General features: G+C 24.2%; 9 protein-coding genes and 3 pseudogenes. 4 read left to right on the top strand and 8 right to left on the bottom strand.

Going from position 1 to position 16,082, the window contains the following annotated elements:
• The first annotated feature begins 489 nt into the window (after nucleotides 1-489).
• Nucleotides 490-2,136 carry an adenine deaminase gene (gene ade / locus HNR35_RS04770; protein ID WP_183224286.1) on the top strand — a complete coding sequence of 549 codons (1,647 nt, stop codon included), beginning with the start codon at nucleotides 490-492 and terminating at the stop codon, nucleotides 2,134-2,136.
• An 896-nt stretch (nucleotides 2,137-3,032) separates the two neighbouring features.
• Here the strand turns inward: ade and HNR35_RS04765 are convergent.
• Nucleotides 3,033-3,728, bottom strand: a complete 696-nt coding sequence (locus HNR35_RS04765) for an SIMPL domain-containing protein (protein ID WP_011703928.1) — start codon at nucleotides 3,726-3,728, stop codon at nucleotides 3,033-3,035.
• Nucleotides 3,729-4,098: 370 nt separating this feature from the next.
• Here HNR35_RS04765 and HNR35_RS04760 point away from each other — a divergent pair.
• A pseudogene (locus HNR35_RS04760) lies at nucleotides 4,099-4,796 on the top strand (VUT family protein).
• A 2,006-nt stretch (nucleotides 4,797-6,802) separates the two neighbouring features.
• Here the strand turns inward: HNR35_RS04760 and HNR35_RS04755 are convergent.
• A complete protein-coding gene (locus HNR35_RS04755; protein WP_183224284.1) occupies nucleotides 6,803-7,321 on the bottom strand; it encodes a P52 family lipoprotein in 519 nt (172 codons plus the stop codon).
• Between the two features lie 387 nt (nucleotides 7,322-7,708).
• Between HNR35_RS04755 and HNR35_RS04750 the strand changes: the two genes are divergently transcribed.
• Nucleotides 7,709-8,554 carry a virulence associated lipoprotein gene (locus HNR35_RS04750; protein WP_183224282.1) on the top strand — a complete coding sequence of 282 codons (846 nt, stop codon included), beginning with the start codon at nucleotides 7,709-7,711 and terminating at the stop codon, nucleotides 8,552-8,554.
• A 734-nt stretch (nucleotides 8,555-9,288) separates the two neighbouring features.
• On the opposite strand, the gene HNR35_RS04745 is transcribed toward HNR35_RS04750, so the two are convergent.
• The 6 genes and pseudogenes from HNR35_RS04745 to HNR35_RS04720 all read right to left on the bottom strand — a co-directional run bounded on the left by HNR35_RS04745 (nucleotide 9,289) and on the right by HNR35_RS04720 (nucleotide 14,590).
• A complete protein-coding gene (locus HNR35_RS04745) occupies nucleotides 9,289-9,480 on the bottom strand; it encodes a helix-turn-helix domain-containing protein (RefSeq protein ID WP_011703895.1) in 192 nt (63 codons plus the stop codon).
• A gap of 448 nt (nucleotides 9,481-9,928) precedes the next feature.
• A pseudogene (locus tag HNR35_RS04740) lies at nucleotides 9,929-10,730 on the bottom strand (5'-methylthioadenosine/adenosylhomocysteine nucleosidase).
• A 346-nt stretch (nucleotides 10,731-11,076) separates the two neighbouring features.
• Complete coding sequence (locus HNR35_RS04735) at nucleotides 11,077-11,526, bottom strand: P52 family lipoprotein (protein ID WP_236845792.1); 450 nt, start codon at nucleotides 11,524-11,526, stop codon at nucleotides 11,077-11,079.
• A 410-nt stretch (nucleotides 11,527-11,936) separates the two neighbouring features.
• Nucleotides 11,937-12,260: a plasmid maintenance protein gene (locus tag HNR35_RS04730; RefSeq protein WP_011703900.1), complete on the bottom strand. Its 324-nt coding sequence runs from the start codon at nucleotides 12,258-12,260 to the stop codon at nucleotides 11,937-11,939.
• A 183-nt stretch (nucleotides 12,261-12,443) separates the two neighbouring features.
• Nucleotides 12,444-12,773 (bottom strand): hypothetical protein, encoded by a 330-nt coding sequence (locus tag HNR35_RS05810; protein WP_336509704.1) that lies wholly within the window; start codon nucleotides 12,771-12,773, stop codon nucleotides 12,444-12,446.
• 935 nt (nucleotides 12,774-13,708) lie between these two features.
• On the bottom strand, nucleotides 13,709-14,590 hold the full coding sequence (locus tag HNR35_RS04720; protein ID WP_183224280.1) for a P12 family lipoprotein: 882 nt from the start codon (nucleotides 14,588-14,590) through the stop codon (nucleotides 13,709-13,711).
• Nucleotides 14,591-15,685: 1,095 nt separating this feature from the next.
• Here HNR35_RS04720 and HNR35_RS05805 point away from each other — a divergent pair.
• A pseudogene (locus tag HNR35_RS05805) lies at nucleotides 15,686-16,082 on the top strand (CRASP family complement regulator-acquiring lipoprotein); the annotation flags it as partial.

Raw genomic sequence — 16,082 nt, 5'->3', positions numbered from 1 at the left:
ATTGCTTAATTTTTCTAAAATCCCATCATTTAATTAAATATTCAATATAAATATCCTTTGTTTGTTAAATGTGCAAAAATTTATTAAAAATTTGCCGATATTCTAACATATAATCTTTGATAATATTAAAATTGCTAGTTATTTTTTGTTTAAATCTTTTTATTCGTTAATTGTGCCCCAAAAATTATCTTTGATTTCTATTATGTTTAGCAAATATCGGTGATTTTTGTTTCTTCTAAATCTAGTTGCAATTAAATATAAAGACTCTTTGTACTATAATTAAAGTTTTGAAAGATTTTAAATTATAGTGGAGATATGCTTTACACTATTATAGTGTGAAAAGAAATAAAAAATAAGATAAAAATTGTATGTAATTAAGTTTGTAGATCATGTTTAATAAATTTCCATTTTGATATATTTTATAATAATATATATATTTAAACATATAGAGTATTTTATGAACAAAAATTTTTTAAAAGAGGATAAGTAATGAATTTATTTAAAATTAAAGCCAATTATATCGACATCTTTAATAAAGAAATTTATCCAGCTAGTATAACGATTGAAAATGGTTATATTGTGAGCATAGAAAAAATTGATGCAACATTGGATGAGTATGTGTTGCCAGGATTTATCGATGCACATATACATATAGAGAGTTCTTTTCTTATACCATCAAACTTTGCGCATTTGGTAGTTCAACATGGTACTGTTGCGACAATAAGCGATCCTCATGAAATAGCGAATGTGAATGGTATTGACGGTATAAATTTTATGATAAATAATTCTAAAAAAACCGAGTTTAAAATTTTTTTTGGAGCTCCTTCTTGTGTGCCGGCTTTGTCTTCGAAATTTGAAACCTCAGGACATGTATTAGATGATCAAGATGTAGACAAATTAATGGAATCAAATGATATTTACTATTTGTCTGAAGTAATGGATTTTAAAGGAGTAATTAATAAGGATGTTGAAGTTATAAATAAAATAAATTCTGCATTAAAGCGCAATAAGGTTGTTGATGGGCATGCTCCTGGCTTGTCTCCCCATTTAACTTTAAAGTATATGTCTTCAGGTATTAGTACTGATCATGAATGTTCAACAATAGAAGATGCAAGGTATAAATTATCTTTAGGTGTGAAAATCATAATTAGAGAAGGAAGTGTGGCTAAAAATTTTGAATCTTTGCATCCCTTGATTAGTGAATGTTCTAACAAATATTGTGATTCTTTAATGTTTTGTTTTGATGATGCACATCCAAATGACATACTACATGGACATATTAATTCAATAGTAGCTCGTGCAATAGGGTATGGGCACGACTTTTTTGATGTTTTAAAAATAGCATGTATTAATCCGGTTTTACACTATAAAATCCCAGTGGGGTTGTTAAGGATAGGAGATCCTGCTGATTTTATAATTACTAAAGATATTAAGACATTCAAAATAGATAAAACCTACATTAATGGCAAATTGGTTTATAGTGACGGCATATTGCATATTCCATTAATAAGTGAAATTCCTATAAACAATTTTAATTGTAGTGAAAAATCTATTTTAGATTTTAAATTTTCTACTAAAAATAAGATGATTCCGATAATCAATTGCATCAATAACCAAATTATTACGCAGAAAACTATGATTGATAGCAATTTATTGGCTCCAGATTTTCAATCTAATATTGCTGAAGATATCTTAAAGATAGCTATAATAAATCGATATGAAGACAATAGTAAAATTTCTATAGGATTTATAAAAAATTTTGGGATAAGAAAAGGTGCTATAGGGAGTACAGTTGCTCATGATTCTCACAATATTATAGTTGTTGGAACTAATGATGAATATTTATGTAAAGCAACAAATATAATTATTGAAAATAAGGGAGGTTTATGTGCTCTAAATAATGAAAAAACCATAATAATTAAACTTCCTATTTCTGGATTAATGAGCACTCTTCCAGCCAAAGAAATAGCTTTTCAATACATGAAATTAAATGATTTTTGTAAAAATATTTTAGGTTCTCAGCTTGATGATCCTTTAATGACTTTGTCTTTTATGTCTTTAACAGTAGTTCCGCATTTAAAAATAAATGATAAAGGATTGTTTGATGTTGACTCTTTTTGTTTTTTAGATTATTAATTTCAAATTATTATAAAAAAGTAGTAAAGGATTAAAAATTTAATTGGAGGGGTATAGAAAGAGCATAAAATTTTTCTGCTTATTGTTAAATTAGTTAAGAGTTGTTAGTTGTATATTCAAGGATGGTTTAGTGGGATTTTTTAAAAAATAGATTTCTATCAATCTATTTTAGCAATTAGCAGCTTTTTTATTTAAAAATTTATTATTTTTAAATTCTTTATGCTATACCCGAATTTTTATTATAAAATGATGATAATTTTTAAATTTCAATTATTTTAACATAATGAAGTATAGAAAGTGATTATATTTATTTTGTTATACTAAATAATAAAGTTTGTCATAAAATTTTAGATAAAGAGTGGTTTTGATTAATGTAATTGGGAAGGTAGTACCTTTATTTATTGCAGTTCTAAATCTTTTACTTGTTTTATTATTTTTTAATAATCGACTACAAATAACGAAAAGTTATTAATAAGTAAAATCCTAAAGCTGAATATTTCAAAGACCATTTAAATTTCCTATAAAAAGTTACTTTTATGTTAATAGCAATTTTGTGGCGTTGATTTTTCACACCAGTTTTTGCAAACTTAATTTCAGATTGATTTTTTAAAAATATTTTAAGTAAGAAAGAACATTTTAGGCAATTGAAATTTAAAAATTAAGATTAAAGTATTTCTAATTGTAAAAGTTGTGAATTAATATGACTCTAAATGAAGCTAAAATATATAAAAAATCAGAAAGTAAAGAAGTAATATGCAAAAGCTAAGCTTGTAAATTATACTATTGCTATATTGATGATACAGTTCTTAGAACTCAAAAACCTGCCATAGAATGAAGCTAGAAGCCATTTCTATAATTTTATTTAGAAAATAATAGTTCGCTTATAAAAAAAAATATCAATCCAAATAATAAGAAACGGTTGTAACTATCCTTAATATTTTTTTTGGATAACTCTCTTGGGGCCCTAAGCTTCTATCAATGGGAAGAAATTCAAAATATCCTTGATTTGCATTTTTAATTTTTCCTAATTTTGAACTTGAATGTTTTGCAAATTCCAAAGCTGCTAATTTTGCATTTCTGATTGAATCTGCTAACATTTCGGGCTTTATATCATTAATATTGTCGAAGTAATATCTTGGTCCTCCACTATTACTAATCAATATGCCTTGATTATAAAGTTCAGTAATATTTTTTTCTGCGGCTTCCATTTTTTCAATATTTTTTGTATGAACACTTAAAGATATATATGCTCTATACTTATAAAGAGATTCTTTATAAGCCTCTTCATTAAATTCCATAAATCCCATTTTTATATGATCTTCACTAAATCCATGTTTTAAGAAAAAGTTTTTAATTTTAGACAAGCTTAAATTATTTGCTTTAATAATGTCATTAATAGTATTGCCAGTCAAATTATATCTAAGTTCCCAACTAGAAGATGTTGATAAAACTTCTCTTTCACTAAGACCCTTAACTGTAATATAATTTTCATTTTTAATACCAATGTTTTTTATTCCATGAGAAATTATAATTGATGACATAAATAAAAGTAATGAAAATAACAAGAAACATATTTCTTTTTTTCTAAACATAGATTACGTCCCCTAAAAGCAATAATAAATAATATATTAGAATTGATTTATTTAAATTTATTTTAACATATTTTTTAATAAAAGTTGAGAAAATAAATTCTTATATTTTAAACTATAAAATTTTGATATACAAAAATGTATTCGGATTTATTTTTAACTGAAGATTATAAATAATTTTTAATCTATCTATATTTATATTAAATTTAGTTAGAGATAGTTTTTAGTAAAACTATCTATTTATGTTTAAGATTTATTTTCGACAGTTTTTAAAGTTTTTGTAATTACATTGTAAATATATAATTCTTTTGTTTAAAATTATCAAAATATCAATTCAATATTGTATGCTAGTATTAATCTGATATAATTTATTATGGCCGATGACCTATTTGATCTGAGTTTATGTATGGAAATAGCACTTTTTATATACACAAGCTTAGGAATACTTTATCGATTTTTTGGGAAATTGGGTCTTTTTTGCTTTAATGTATTACTTTCAATAATATCATCTATTGTTATACTAAACAAATTAAAAGCATTCGAAATGTATTTAAATATATCAGGAATTATTTTTTTATCAACACTATTTTCTTTAAATTTAATAACAGAAAAATATAACAAGAAAGAAGCAATAGATTCGGCAATATTGTGTTTTTTATTAAAAATGACTTTTGCTATCATGATCCAATTTACATTAAGATTTAATCATAGCAAATCAGATCAACTAGGAATTCATTTGAAAATATTGTTTTATAATTTTGAATACATGGTAACAGTATTAATTGGAACATATTTGTTTTTTTTATTTCAATATATTAATATATTGCTATATTATATTTTAAAATCAAGATGAAATCTTTATGGATAATTCATCCTCTATCAAGGCTAATTTCTGGATTATTGGCTGGTTTAACGAGTTATATATCTATAAACGGATTATTAAAATTTTATCCTGAAGTAAGGGCAAAAGGACTTACAAATGGATCCCTAACTCTTACATTAATAATAATTACAATTGACACAATTTTTTATCTATTTTTAAATTCTTGGGAAAGAGTAGATGAAGTTTAAGAATTGATAAGATTTTAAATAGTTTTACAATATTCCTAATATTGTAATTTGCCTCGACTTATTAATTTATTTTCTCCATGATGGTTTTTAATTTTATTGTCCGTATAAACCATTTTTAATTTTAAAAATTAAAGGTCATTTTGAGAAAATAAATCTCATTATAGTTGTGTCAATTTTCTAATTTGTTTAAATTAGTTTTAAAAATATTTAATAAGCTAATTAATTATATATTATAAAGATTAAACTCAGGTTTTTGAATACACTTTTATAGTGTGTAATCCAAAAAAATAGTATGTTTCCCTAACATTTCTATTAATAAATTTTCATTTTTTTGTTTTACTTTGTTAATAAGTATGAATAAAATTCTCGAATGTTTATTTATGATTTTTTCGAATTGCCATCCCAATTTACATAGAAATATTATTACTAATGTCATATTATTTCTTGGCAAAAGACACTTAGAATTAATTCATATTTCCTTAATAAAAAAATTTAGTCAAATTCTTTTATTAAGGAAATTAAATAAATTAAATATATAAAATATCAAAAATATATTACTTTTAAAGTAATAATTACCATTATAATATTCTGTTTATAAAAGACAAGGTATATATAATATTTTAATATTATATATTTTGTAAATATTAAATTATCAAAGAATATATAAATGATTCAAGGATTCTTTGCTGTTCTTGTTATAAAATATATTATTCCGGTTATCCTTGTTAGGTTTTAAACCCAATTCTAGAGGTATCTTTTAGATTAAGTTTTTTCCCCATACCCCTTTATAAGGGTTTTTCCACAATAATTATTTACTGTAATTGTCTGATTTATGATATATATATAATATATATATCATTTTTCAATAATTTGTTATCCTTCTAATAGCTTAATTAGAAGTTTAGCTATTAAGGGGGCAGCCTTTTAAAAAATTAATGTGGGGGCTGTCTCCATACTTTATACTAAATAATGATAATATCTATAATTTTTAATTAGTATGAAAGCGTGCTCTCATGAACTTAAATAATCCTAACCCGAAATTAATTTCATTTCTTAATATAAAAATCTGGTATATTGGTTAGAACAAATGTATGCTCCTTGCTGCATTTTTATGTTGCAAATTAATTACCTTAACATGTAGTATTAAATTACTTGCTATTGCTATTATTAAAGACTCTTCACTATTAAATTTGTCCAATAGTAATTAAAGATTATTATAGGCCTAATTATTATCATCAATAACTACCAATGTTTTCAACATCTCCCCCAATAAATTAATTTATCATTCATTAGTCCATTTCCTAGATTAATTAGCATAGCAGCAACCACTTATGAAGCATAATAGCCTAAATTAATCAATAATTTCAAAATAAATCTTTTTTGATACATTAAATTGATTTAATTAAATTGAGGATAGTCTCTTACTATTATAGTATTATTGCCTTTACTCTTCTTATGATTAACTTCTTGAGCAGATTTTTTAGAACCAATCATAGCCTCTTATGCCAATTTTACAAACTCTTCTACACCTAATGTCTTAATTTTTAATTTGGATCCTATAATTTTATTTATATATTTAATACTTGATTAATTTCCACAACTAATAGTTTACTATTTTTTTGCTTCCACTAATAATTTTATCCCAAAACATCTACATGACATCATCAATATAAATAAACAACATCAATTTAATTATACCTAATCCCCTTTTTTAAAAAAATCCAAAACCATAACTTCAGAATCTATAAATCAACTTTGCCTTGATCTTATTTCCTTATTAATAAGCCTGTTATTGCTCTCTATTAAAGTAATAAAAATTTAAAAACACTTTATTTTTTGAATCATTATTATAACACCCGTTGTTACACATTTCTACTCCTAAACAATCCTATTATAGCCATGCTTTTTATTTTTTTATCAAAACATTAATACTAAAAATTAAAATTATCTTAAAATTAGTAGACAATAATCATCTTAAAGCATACTGTTCTATTACTCCCTTCACTTTAAAGATATTGTTGATCAATAGTGGGCCTCCTAGGCATATCAACAATATACTCATTCCCGTTTTCACCAGAATACTTAATATCTGAAGAATATAAATCCCTTATACATGAATATAGCCAATAAGCTTCTCTTTTAAATTTATCATCATTCTGCTCATTTTTTATCTTGCCAAATAACTTAATCAATTCTTTAGATCGCTCAGACCCCAAATCTAAAAAGAATTTATTAAAATACTCCTCATTATAGTCACGCACTGGGGGTACAGCACGATAATTAGGATCTTTTAAACTGATTATGGTCTTTTTTATATCAACTAGCAAATTATGCTCAGTCATATATAATTTTAAATTATCAAATATCCCATCAGCAACAATTTCATCAGCAACAATCTCATCAGAACCTATATCACTACTTTGTGAATTCTTAAAAAAAGTTTGAACGGCTTGTTTCTGTTTATCAGGCAAATAACAACCCAATACAGCCAATGTTACTATACAAGCGCCAACCAAAGTTTTCATACGTACTCCTTATTTACTGCTGAAGTAATCTAATATATAAGTTTATCTAAATACTATTTACTATGCTTGTTAAAAATCTCCTGCCAAGATAGACTTTTTTAGAAAAAATAAACATAATGTGCAAGTTTATACCAATTTTATCTTTTCTCAAGAATTATTAAATACTAAATCATTACATTGATTTTAATAAAAATATTATTATTTTAACAATCTATTATTAATACAATAAAATTTTATATTAATTATTGGATTATATTAATATTGCATTATATTAATTATTGGATTATATTAATATTGCATTATATTAATTATTAATTTATATTAATTATTGGATTATATTAATATTGCATTATATTAATTATTAGATTTAAAGTGAGGAGAGTATTTATGAAATATAATATAATTATAAGCTTGTTTGTTCTTTTATTTTTAGCTTGCAATCCGGATTTTAACACCAATCAAAAAGATATAAAGTCTCATTCTAGCAAAAAAAGAATCAAACACAATAAAAAAGAAGTAACCCAAAATAAAGTAGAAGACCAAAATAAAGTAGAAGACCAAAATAAAGTAGAAGACCAAAATAAAGTAGAAGACCAAAATAAAGTAGAAGACCAAAATCAAAGAATAAAAAACTCACTGCTTGATGATTTACAAAATTTAATAGAAAAAGCTAACGAGGATAGAAAAAAATATGAAAAAAAATTAAAAGAAGAATCTGAAGATCAATATGGAATATTGGCTTTCAAAGAATTGGGTTGGGGAGAAGGACAAGGTGAAAAAATAGCTGATAATACAGAGAGATCTATAAGATATAGAAAACGAACTTATGGGGCCCTAAATGATATAGATACTGACAAATTAAAGGAATTTTCAAAAATTATAATGTTGTCAGGCCAAACCCAAGGCCTATTTAACATATTAAACTTCTTTGGAACTGCTTTAGACGACATGATTGTCTGCTTATATCCTAAAAAAGATATTCTAGATAAACTAGAGATTTCAGATTTACAGAAGCTTAAAAATTTGTTGGAAAAATTATTATCTACAAAAGCAGACGTCTCAAAAATGTTAAACCAACTTTTATTAGATTATCAAAACAATGAAAATTCTATACAAAAAGATACTAATAAACTTAAATCTTACGTAATCACACTTTGCAATCAAACAGAAGAAAAACAAAAAGAAGCAGAAAATCTAAAGAATGAAATATTTACAATACAAAAGAAACTTTAAGTATGTATTAAAATTACCATATGTAAAAGCATATCTTTTATTAAAGATATGCTTAATTTTTAACTAAAGATTACAAAAAATTTTTCACCTATAATTCGCATAAACTTTAATTCTAAATAAGCACACCTTTTTTCTATAATCTTTTAATTTAGCAATAACCATTAATAATAGATTAATATTATTAATTGTTAATGACATCTTCTTTAAAAGAAGTATTGAATTATATCAAAGTATAATTAATTTTTACATTAATTATACTTTGATAATTTTAATAATTAGCAATCACAAACAAAATAAAAATTATATAACAAATAAAAGGGTTACTTATAAAGAAGTAAATCAATCTTAAAGTTATTAATTTGATATTTCATATTACTCTTAAGATACCCTTAAGCTTTACAATAGCCATCAATGTTAACATAAATACATACTGGTGGTAATACAACACTAATGGTAGTAATACAAACTATCTTGGTGAGATATACATAATAAAAGCAGACGATTTATTAAAAATAACAAATAATTTATAGTCAAAAGTATATAAAAATTAAAACAAAAAAAATTAGAAATATAGCAAGAATTGCTATTCTAAATAGAACAATTCTTACTACTAATGTCACAATTTCTAAAAAAATTCTTTCCTAATTGAAATCTATTTTTTAAGATTTTTTACTAAACTTTCTAAACTAATATTTTTCATAATTTACGCTCTTAATATAACTATATATTTTTTGTTATACAAAAATAATACACCCCAAAAATACTTTTAAAAAGCATTTATTTTGATTAGTATTAGGATATATTCTATACTTATAAGCTTTTATCAACACACATATATTCCATTGTTCTTTATCTATAAATTTCATAAACTTAAGTAGAAAGTCCATAGTTGGAATACTAGCAAGTCCACTCCCATCTTTTAACAAAACTCCCTATACTTTCACTTTAGTATAATCACTTAAAGTATTATTATTCCTGTTACACTCCTAACTATCTTGATGTAAAAAAATTATAATGTCAGCATATCCTGCTCTAACGAGCATAACTCCCTTAAAGTTGTTAAACTAGACTTTCTTCCCCACCTTCTGCACTTATGACCAACTTGAGATAAAACTATTATTAAAATTTCAAACCCTAAAAGCAAGTGCAAGTATAATACGACTCACAATGCAACTTACTTAAAACGAGAAATATTATTCTGTAACATAGTAATTAAGCTAATATAATCAATAAAAATAATCTGAATATCGTGTAAATATCAAAGAAGTAGAGGATATACATATGTAATACAATGCAAATTTATAAATATATATAAAAAATGTCTTTTTTTACGCATAATTGAAAATTATGAAAACTACGGAAATTATATATTTCTTAAAGAATTCTTAAAATTTCTTGTACAACTTTCGCTGAATTAAAAGCAGCCAATTCAAAAAATTTATTATATTCAACTTCATTTTTTTCTTTATTTACAATATCACATATAGACCTAATAACTATAAAAGGTACATTAAATATATGAGAAACATGCCCTACTGCTGCACCTTCCATCTCAACAGCTATTACATCTTTAAAGTTTTTTAAAATTTTTTTGATATAAATTGGGTCAATAAACTGATCTCCTGTTAATATTAATCCTGAATGTATTAGCATCTCCAACCTTTAATTTAATAGCTTCTCTAGCCTTTTTAATCAAATTCTTATCGGCACTAAATTTTTGGGGAAATCCCATGAGCTGCCCCACCTTGTGTCCGAATTTAGTTAAATCAACATCATGATATGCAACTTCTGAAGATACTACCACATCACCCACTTTAATATTTTTATATTTATCACTAACAACACACCACCAGCAACTCCAGAATTAATTATATGACTTATCTTGTATTTTGACAAAATATAGCCCATCCAAGCACCAATATTAACCTTGCCAACCCCACAATCAACAACCATAACATTGCGATTAGACAACTTCCCCTTTACAATCTTTTTATTAAGACCATATTCCTTAAGAACTATTTCTTCCTTATTAGACATAAGCTTATTTATCTGTTCAAGCTCATAGTCCATAGCAGTTACTATTTATTAAAAAAACATTGATGTTTTTAGAAAAAGCAACATAGCTATTTGAAAAAACCAATAAAAAAAGAAAAAATTTTATTAAAAAATTATTCATAAAATCATACTCCTTATAATAAAAAATACTTATATTATTATTTTACAAAATGGAAATCAAAACTAAGTCACTTTTGAAAAATTTTTTGTAAAAGACATTTTAAAAATATCCTATCCGCATTACAATATTAATGCCTTAAACTTTACAAAAGCTACCATTGTTAATGGAAATATAAAAATCTTATTTCTTTCTAAAGGATATAAAATAAATTTGAAGAAAAACTTAGATTTTTATATAAAAAATGCTTATAAATGTTAGATAATGCTAATTATCGCGCCATTAATTTATTAATGGCGCATGTAACTTGCTTATTTATATTCTTTTTGATTTAATTAAAAGGATCATTTTACACAAAAACACCAAAATCTTCCAATTTTAATTTTAAAGATTTTACTATGCTTTTGAATTGTTGATCAAAAGTACGCATAACACAATCAAAACAATTGTGCTCATCATCATCAAAATAAAAAAGATTAATTAAGTATGCGTCCTTAATACACATATACAAGAAAAAAACTTCTGTTTCAAATACACTATTACTTACACGCATTTTCAATTTGAGAAATAGATTTATTAGCTCTTTAGACCTCTTGGTGCCCAATCTTGTAAAGAACTTGTCAAAATCATTTTCACTATAGTCTTCAAATAGCGGCCATAAAAAATCAGAGCCATCGGATTGATACGCTAAAAAATCAGAGCTATCGGATTGATACGCTAAAAAGTTATTATTTGCAAATCGGTCTATAACCTGGCGCATATCACTTAAAACACAATATTCAACCGCACTCAATTTCAAATTAGAAAGTGTACCCTTTATCGTAAAAAATCATCACAGCTCATTTTGTACAACCCTTCTTTTATGAACAAAAACTAGCGATTGGTCAAACATTTATTTTTTTTTATTAAAAACCCAACAAACAAAGCCAATACATTTCTATTGCATGCTATACACTTTTAATATTAAACTATTATTTATAATAATATTACTATAATTGATAAATACAACCACAACTTACTTATTTACATTTTTTTTGACCAATCATAACTTAAGCTTTGCAAAAGCTATTCTATTATTGAAATAAGAATTATTAATGGATAATGTGGCTTATTACGGCAATTTGAACAGTTTATTTTTTTTAAAAAAATATTCATAAATGACTCCAAAATTTTTCATAAACAATAATAAAAATTATATATCTCAAAAATTTATATTTTTTTTAAAAGTAAATAGTCTGATATTTTTGATTGAGCTTGCTTAGCGGAGCAATTAAGCTTGTAATAACATAAAATGCCACAATCCCTGTCTTTAGTATAAAATTTAGCTATGATTTTTATTTCTTTTAATTTATCAAGATATTTTTCCATTATTGTTAGTGTGGTGTCGGTCAGCCCCGAAATTTTAAGTTTGTCATTATAGTGCTTAAGTATCACTTTTGGAGAATATTGACTAAATTGAGTATTTGCTAGTTCTATTGTTAAGACAAGAATTCCCAATTCAATGTGCAATTTGCTGATTAATTGATTTTCCATAAATTATCTATAAATATAATACTATCATTGTTAATGACAAATTACTATTGCTATTTAAAACTGGATTTACAAAAACCAATTTTAATATAATCACCCTAATACTTAACATTTTTATAATTACTATCTCATAAAGTTGCATTATTAGTAAAGAAAAAAGGGCTTGACGGTCTTTATTTACTAATATTATTTTACTTCGTAAAATTTAGAAGATGATGACTTTTTTATAACTCCTATATCAGTGCGGTAGTAGTAAGATAAAATATTTGAAATATAAAATGGACCAATAACTGAAAAATCATTAAAATATCCAATATTTATAAGTGAAATAGAATTTTCAATACAAAATTTATTAACTAAGGGTAAATAGTAGTCATAATCTGCTAACAGTACTATTAATGATGGTTTAATTTTTGTTTTAGTAAAAATATTCTCCAATAATTTTACTAAAACTTTTTCCTTATAAGATTTAGTTTGAATGGTTTTATTTAGCGATTTTATTTTTTCTTTAATTATATCTACTTTGCCAGATCTTATATCATTATAACTAAATAAAAATTGTCTATTTGGATTAGATTCTTATATTTTGTCTTCATATATAAAAGTTAAAGCTGCTAATCCTAAAGTAGAAAGAGAATAGGTCATAAAATTTCCTATACCACTCACATCCAACTATAATGATATGCTCTTTTTCTAAGCTAATATTTTTTGGATGTGCAAGCAAAAGCTCCAAAATATATTTATTTTAAAAGTAATCTCTATTTTGGATGTTCACAAAAAGGAATTAATACTTTATTTTATAATGCTAATTTTATAGTTTTATCGCTAATATTATTTTCAGTAGTAAATAATATTAATTCTTTGTATGTTTTTTTATTTTTTGCAAATATTACGATATCGAGCAAATGTTTAAAAATGTTATCATTTATTTTAATTTGAGATTTGCCTAGATTAACAAGAGTACCAGAAATTGACCTATTAAAAATGCGATTGGATTTTATATGTAAGTCATTTTATACCTTTTAATACTTAAGACTAAATGCATTAAATATTTAAAATAATCTAATAGCACTTAGTCTTAAATATTAATTAAAATTCTTACCTAGCATAATTGCAGCTTCCATTATATTATTATAGGGTAATAATAATATAATAATGAAAAACCAAGATACGGCCAAAAGCAGCATTGGTTGAAATAAACATTAATCTAATTTTTTGTGTGTGCTTTTAGAAGGAAGCTGTCCACAATATAAAAAACCCGTCTGGAAACCTGGGTGGCACACATAAACAACATAATAAAGTATCTCGAAGAAAATTGGAAAACCCAATGTTTAATATAATCTCTAAAAATACTTAAGATAAATTAAACTTTATAAAAGTTGTCAATGTAAATGATTGACTATTAATACCATTAAAAACAAATTTATTTCCTTATATACTATACTTTATTATTAGTTAATACTTTTTAAAACGGTTTTTACATGTTCAATAAGTTTTTCCAATTCTTGCTTTTTCACCATTACCTCAGCTTTTTTTAAAAAATAAGAGTCTAAGTTATCTAAAGTACTCTCTGCTTTACTTAAAGCTTCCCTAGATAATTTTAGTGCATAAGATGCCTTATTTTTACTCTCTAATCTTTTAATAATGCTCTCTTCTAAACTTTTCTGAGCAATATCAAAAAATAAAGCTGCAGATCTTATCTCTTGTTCTGCCATATCGATCTTATTTATAAATTCATCAAATTCAAAACCTATCTTTAACTCATTTTGCAATTGCGCTAGTTCCCTTATCTTATTTTTATTGTTATTTAAATTTTCCATTAGTGATGCTTTTTTACTCTGAATCTTGCTCATCACATTATTAAAATCATCTTTTATTAAAATATATTCATCTTTAAGTACACACACATCCTCAATTAAATTAAAGAATCCAGAGTCTTTAAGAATATCTTGTATATTTTTAATTACTTCACTTGCCCTTCTTTCTTCATAAGTAAAAGGAACTAAATCCTCTTTTTTTATTTCTTTTTTTTTAGCATGATTAGTTGAAATATTCGGTATATCAACCTTATTATTCAATGATTTTGAAGACACCATAGGTCCTATAGGAACAATTAAATCCTGATATTTCCGCTCTCCAAAATTTTTATTAAAACCTTTTTGCTCTTCTTGACTACTATATAAATTCTTTAAAGAATCTTTTTGAACACTATCCAAAACTTCTTTTACATTATCATTATTATTTTGTTCTTTATTACCAAATAATTTAGAATCTAGACTACAAGACATCAATCCTAACATTAACAATATATATAAAAACAAATTTTTTCCCACAAAAATATTCTCCTTTCCTCTAATTAAGAATATATATTATAAATAATAATTATTCTTAATTAAAATTATATATCATTTTGTTTGAATTACAATATAATATATATTATTATATTTATATAATATACTTTTTTACTTATTACTCACTCATAGAATATTTGATTAATCTATTTATCAATAAATTAATACCTACTCAAATTCCATAAATTAAGCTAATATTCAATTATTAAAACCACTATTAGAAGGTAATATTAATATGAAAAAAAATTTCACATTAATATTAATTTTTGGTTTAACCATACAAATCTTCATCATAAAAGGCAAACAATTATGAGAAAAATAAGTTTATTATTATTTTTGTTTTTGTTATTTAATTTAAATGCTAATTCCTATATAAAGGATAATATTATAAAGCGAACAATGCTTCATACTTTTCATACTTTTTATTTGAATTTTCTGTTTTCTTCTAATGCTTTTTCAAAACCGTTATTCAATTAATTACTTTTACTTTTACTTTTACTTTTACTTTTACTTTTACTTTTACTTTTACTCATTAATTATAGTTATTCCCTGCAATAAAACATTAATACTAAAAATGCCAATTATCTTACAATTAATAGAAGACAGTCCTCTTGCAATAACTATATATTGGAATAAGAAAATTTGGTAAAAATTAATCAAGAATATATAAAATATACTTTAAAAACCTCAAAATGTTATAAAACTTCCTACAATAAATATATTATTTAATTATGTATATATTATTTATTATATTTAAATAATTAAATAATATATACATATCAGAATTCCATTTATTATACTAAAGCATAAATTATATTCAAGGAGAGTATTTATGAAGTATTATATAATTATAAGTATATTTATTTTTCTATTTTTAAATGCTTGCAATCCAAATTTCAACACTAAGCACAAAGAAGATATTAAATCTCCATTTATAAGGAATTAAACCCTAACACAGAAGTAGCCCCCAAGCAAAAAGCAGAAATAGACCAAACTAAAAGAATAGAAAACTCACTACTTCATGATTTAAAAAATTTAATAGAAAAAGCTAACACACAGAAAGAAGAGTATATAAGAATGATGGGGGAAGAACCTTCTGCCCAATACGGAATACCTTTTAATGATTTTAATTGGGGACCAAATACAGAAAAAATATCCTCCAATACCGACAGATCTATAAAGTATAGAAGACACATTTATACCATTTTAAGTTCTATTGACACTAAGGAATTCAAAGAATTTACAAATATTTTAAAGCTGACAATAATACTCGATATGTACAACCTATTTAACGACCTTGGGCGTTCTCTTGACATAGCAACTAATTACTTTTATACTCCAAAAAAGAAACTCTAGATAAACTAGATACTTCGGATTTAGAGAAGCTTAAAAATTCATTTGAAAAAATATTATCTATAATACAAAATGTCTCAGAGATATCAAAACAACTTTTATTAGATTATAAAAATGATAC

The organism is Borreliella spielmanii (assembly GCF_014201705.1).
Taxonomy (GTDB): domain Bacteria; phylum Spirochaetota; class Spirochaetia; order Borreliales; family Borreliaceae; genus Borreliella; species Borreliella spielmanii.
Note: the sequence above shows the minus strand (reverse complement) of the source record. Positions and strands in the feature narration are given on the sequence as shown.

Bases quoted from the DNA above. Each gene is read 5' to 3' on its own strand.
- ade (WP_183224286.1), top strand. From the start codon at position 490: ATGAATTTATTTAAAATTAAAGCCAATTATATCGACATCTTTAATAAA.
- HNR35_RS04765 (WP_011703928.1), bottom strand. From the start codon at position 3,728: ATGTTTAGAAAAAAAGAAATATGTTTCTTGTTATTTTCATTACTTTTA.
- HNR35_RS04755 (WP_183224284.1), bottom strand. From the start codon at position 7,321: ATGAAAACTTTGGTTGGCGCTTGTATAGTAACATTGGCTGTATTGGGT.
- HNR35_RS04750 (WP_183224282.1), top strand. From the start codon at position 7,709: ATGAAATATAATATAATTATAAGCTTGTTTGTTCTTTTATTTTTAGCT.
- HNR35_RS04730 (WP_011703900.1), bottom strand. From the start codon at position 12,260: ATGGAAAATCAATTAATCAGCAAATTGCACATTGAATTGGGAATTCTT.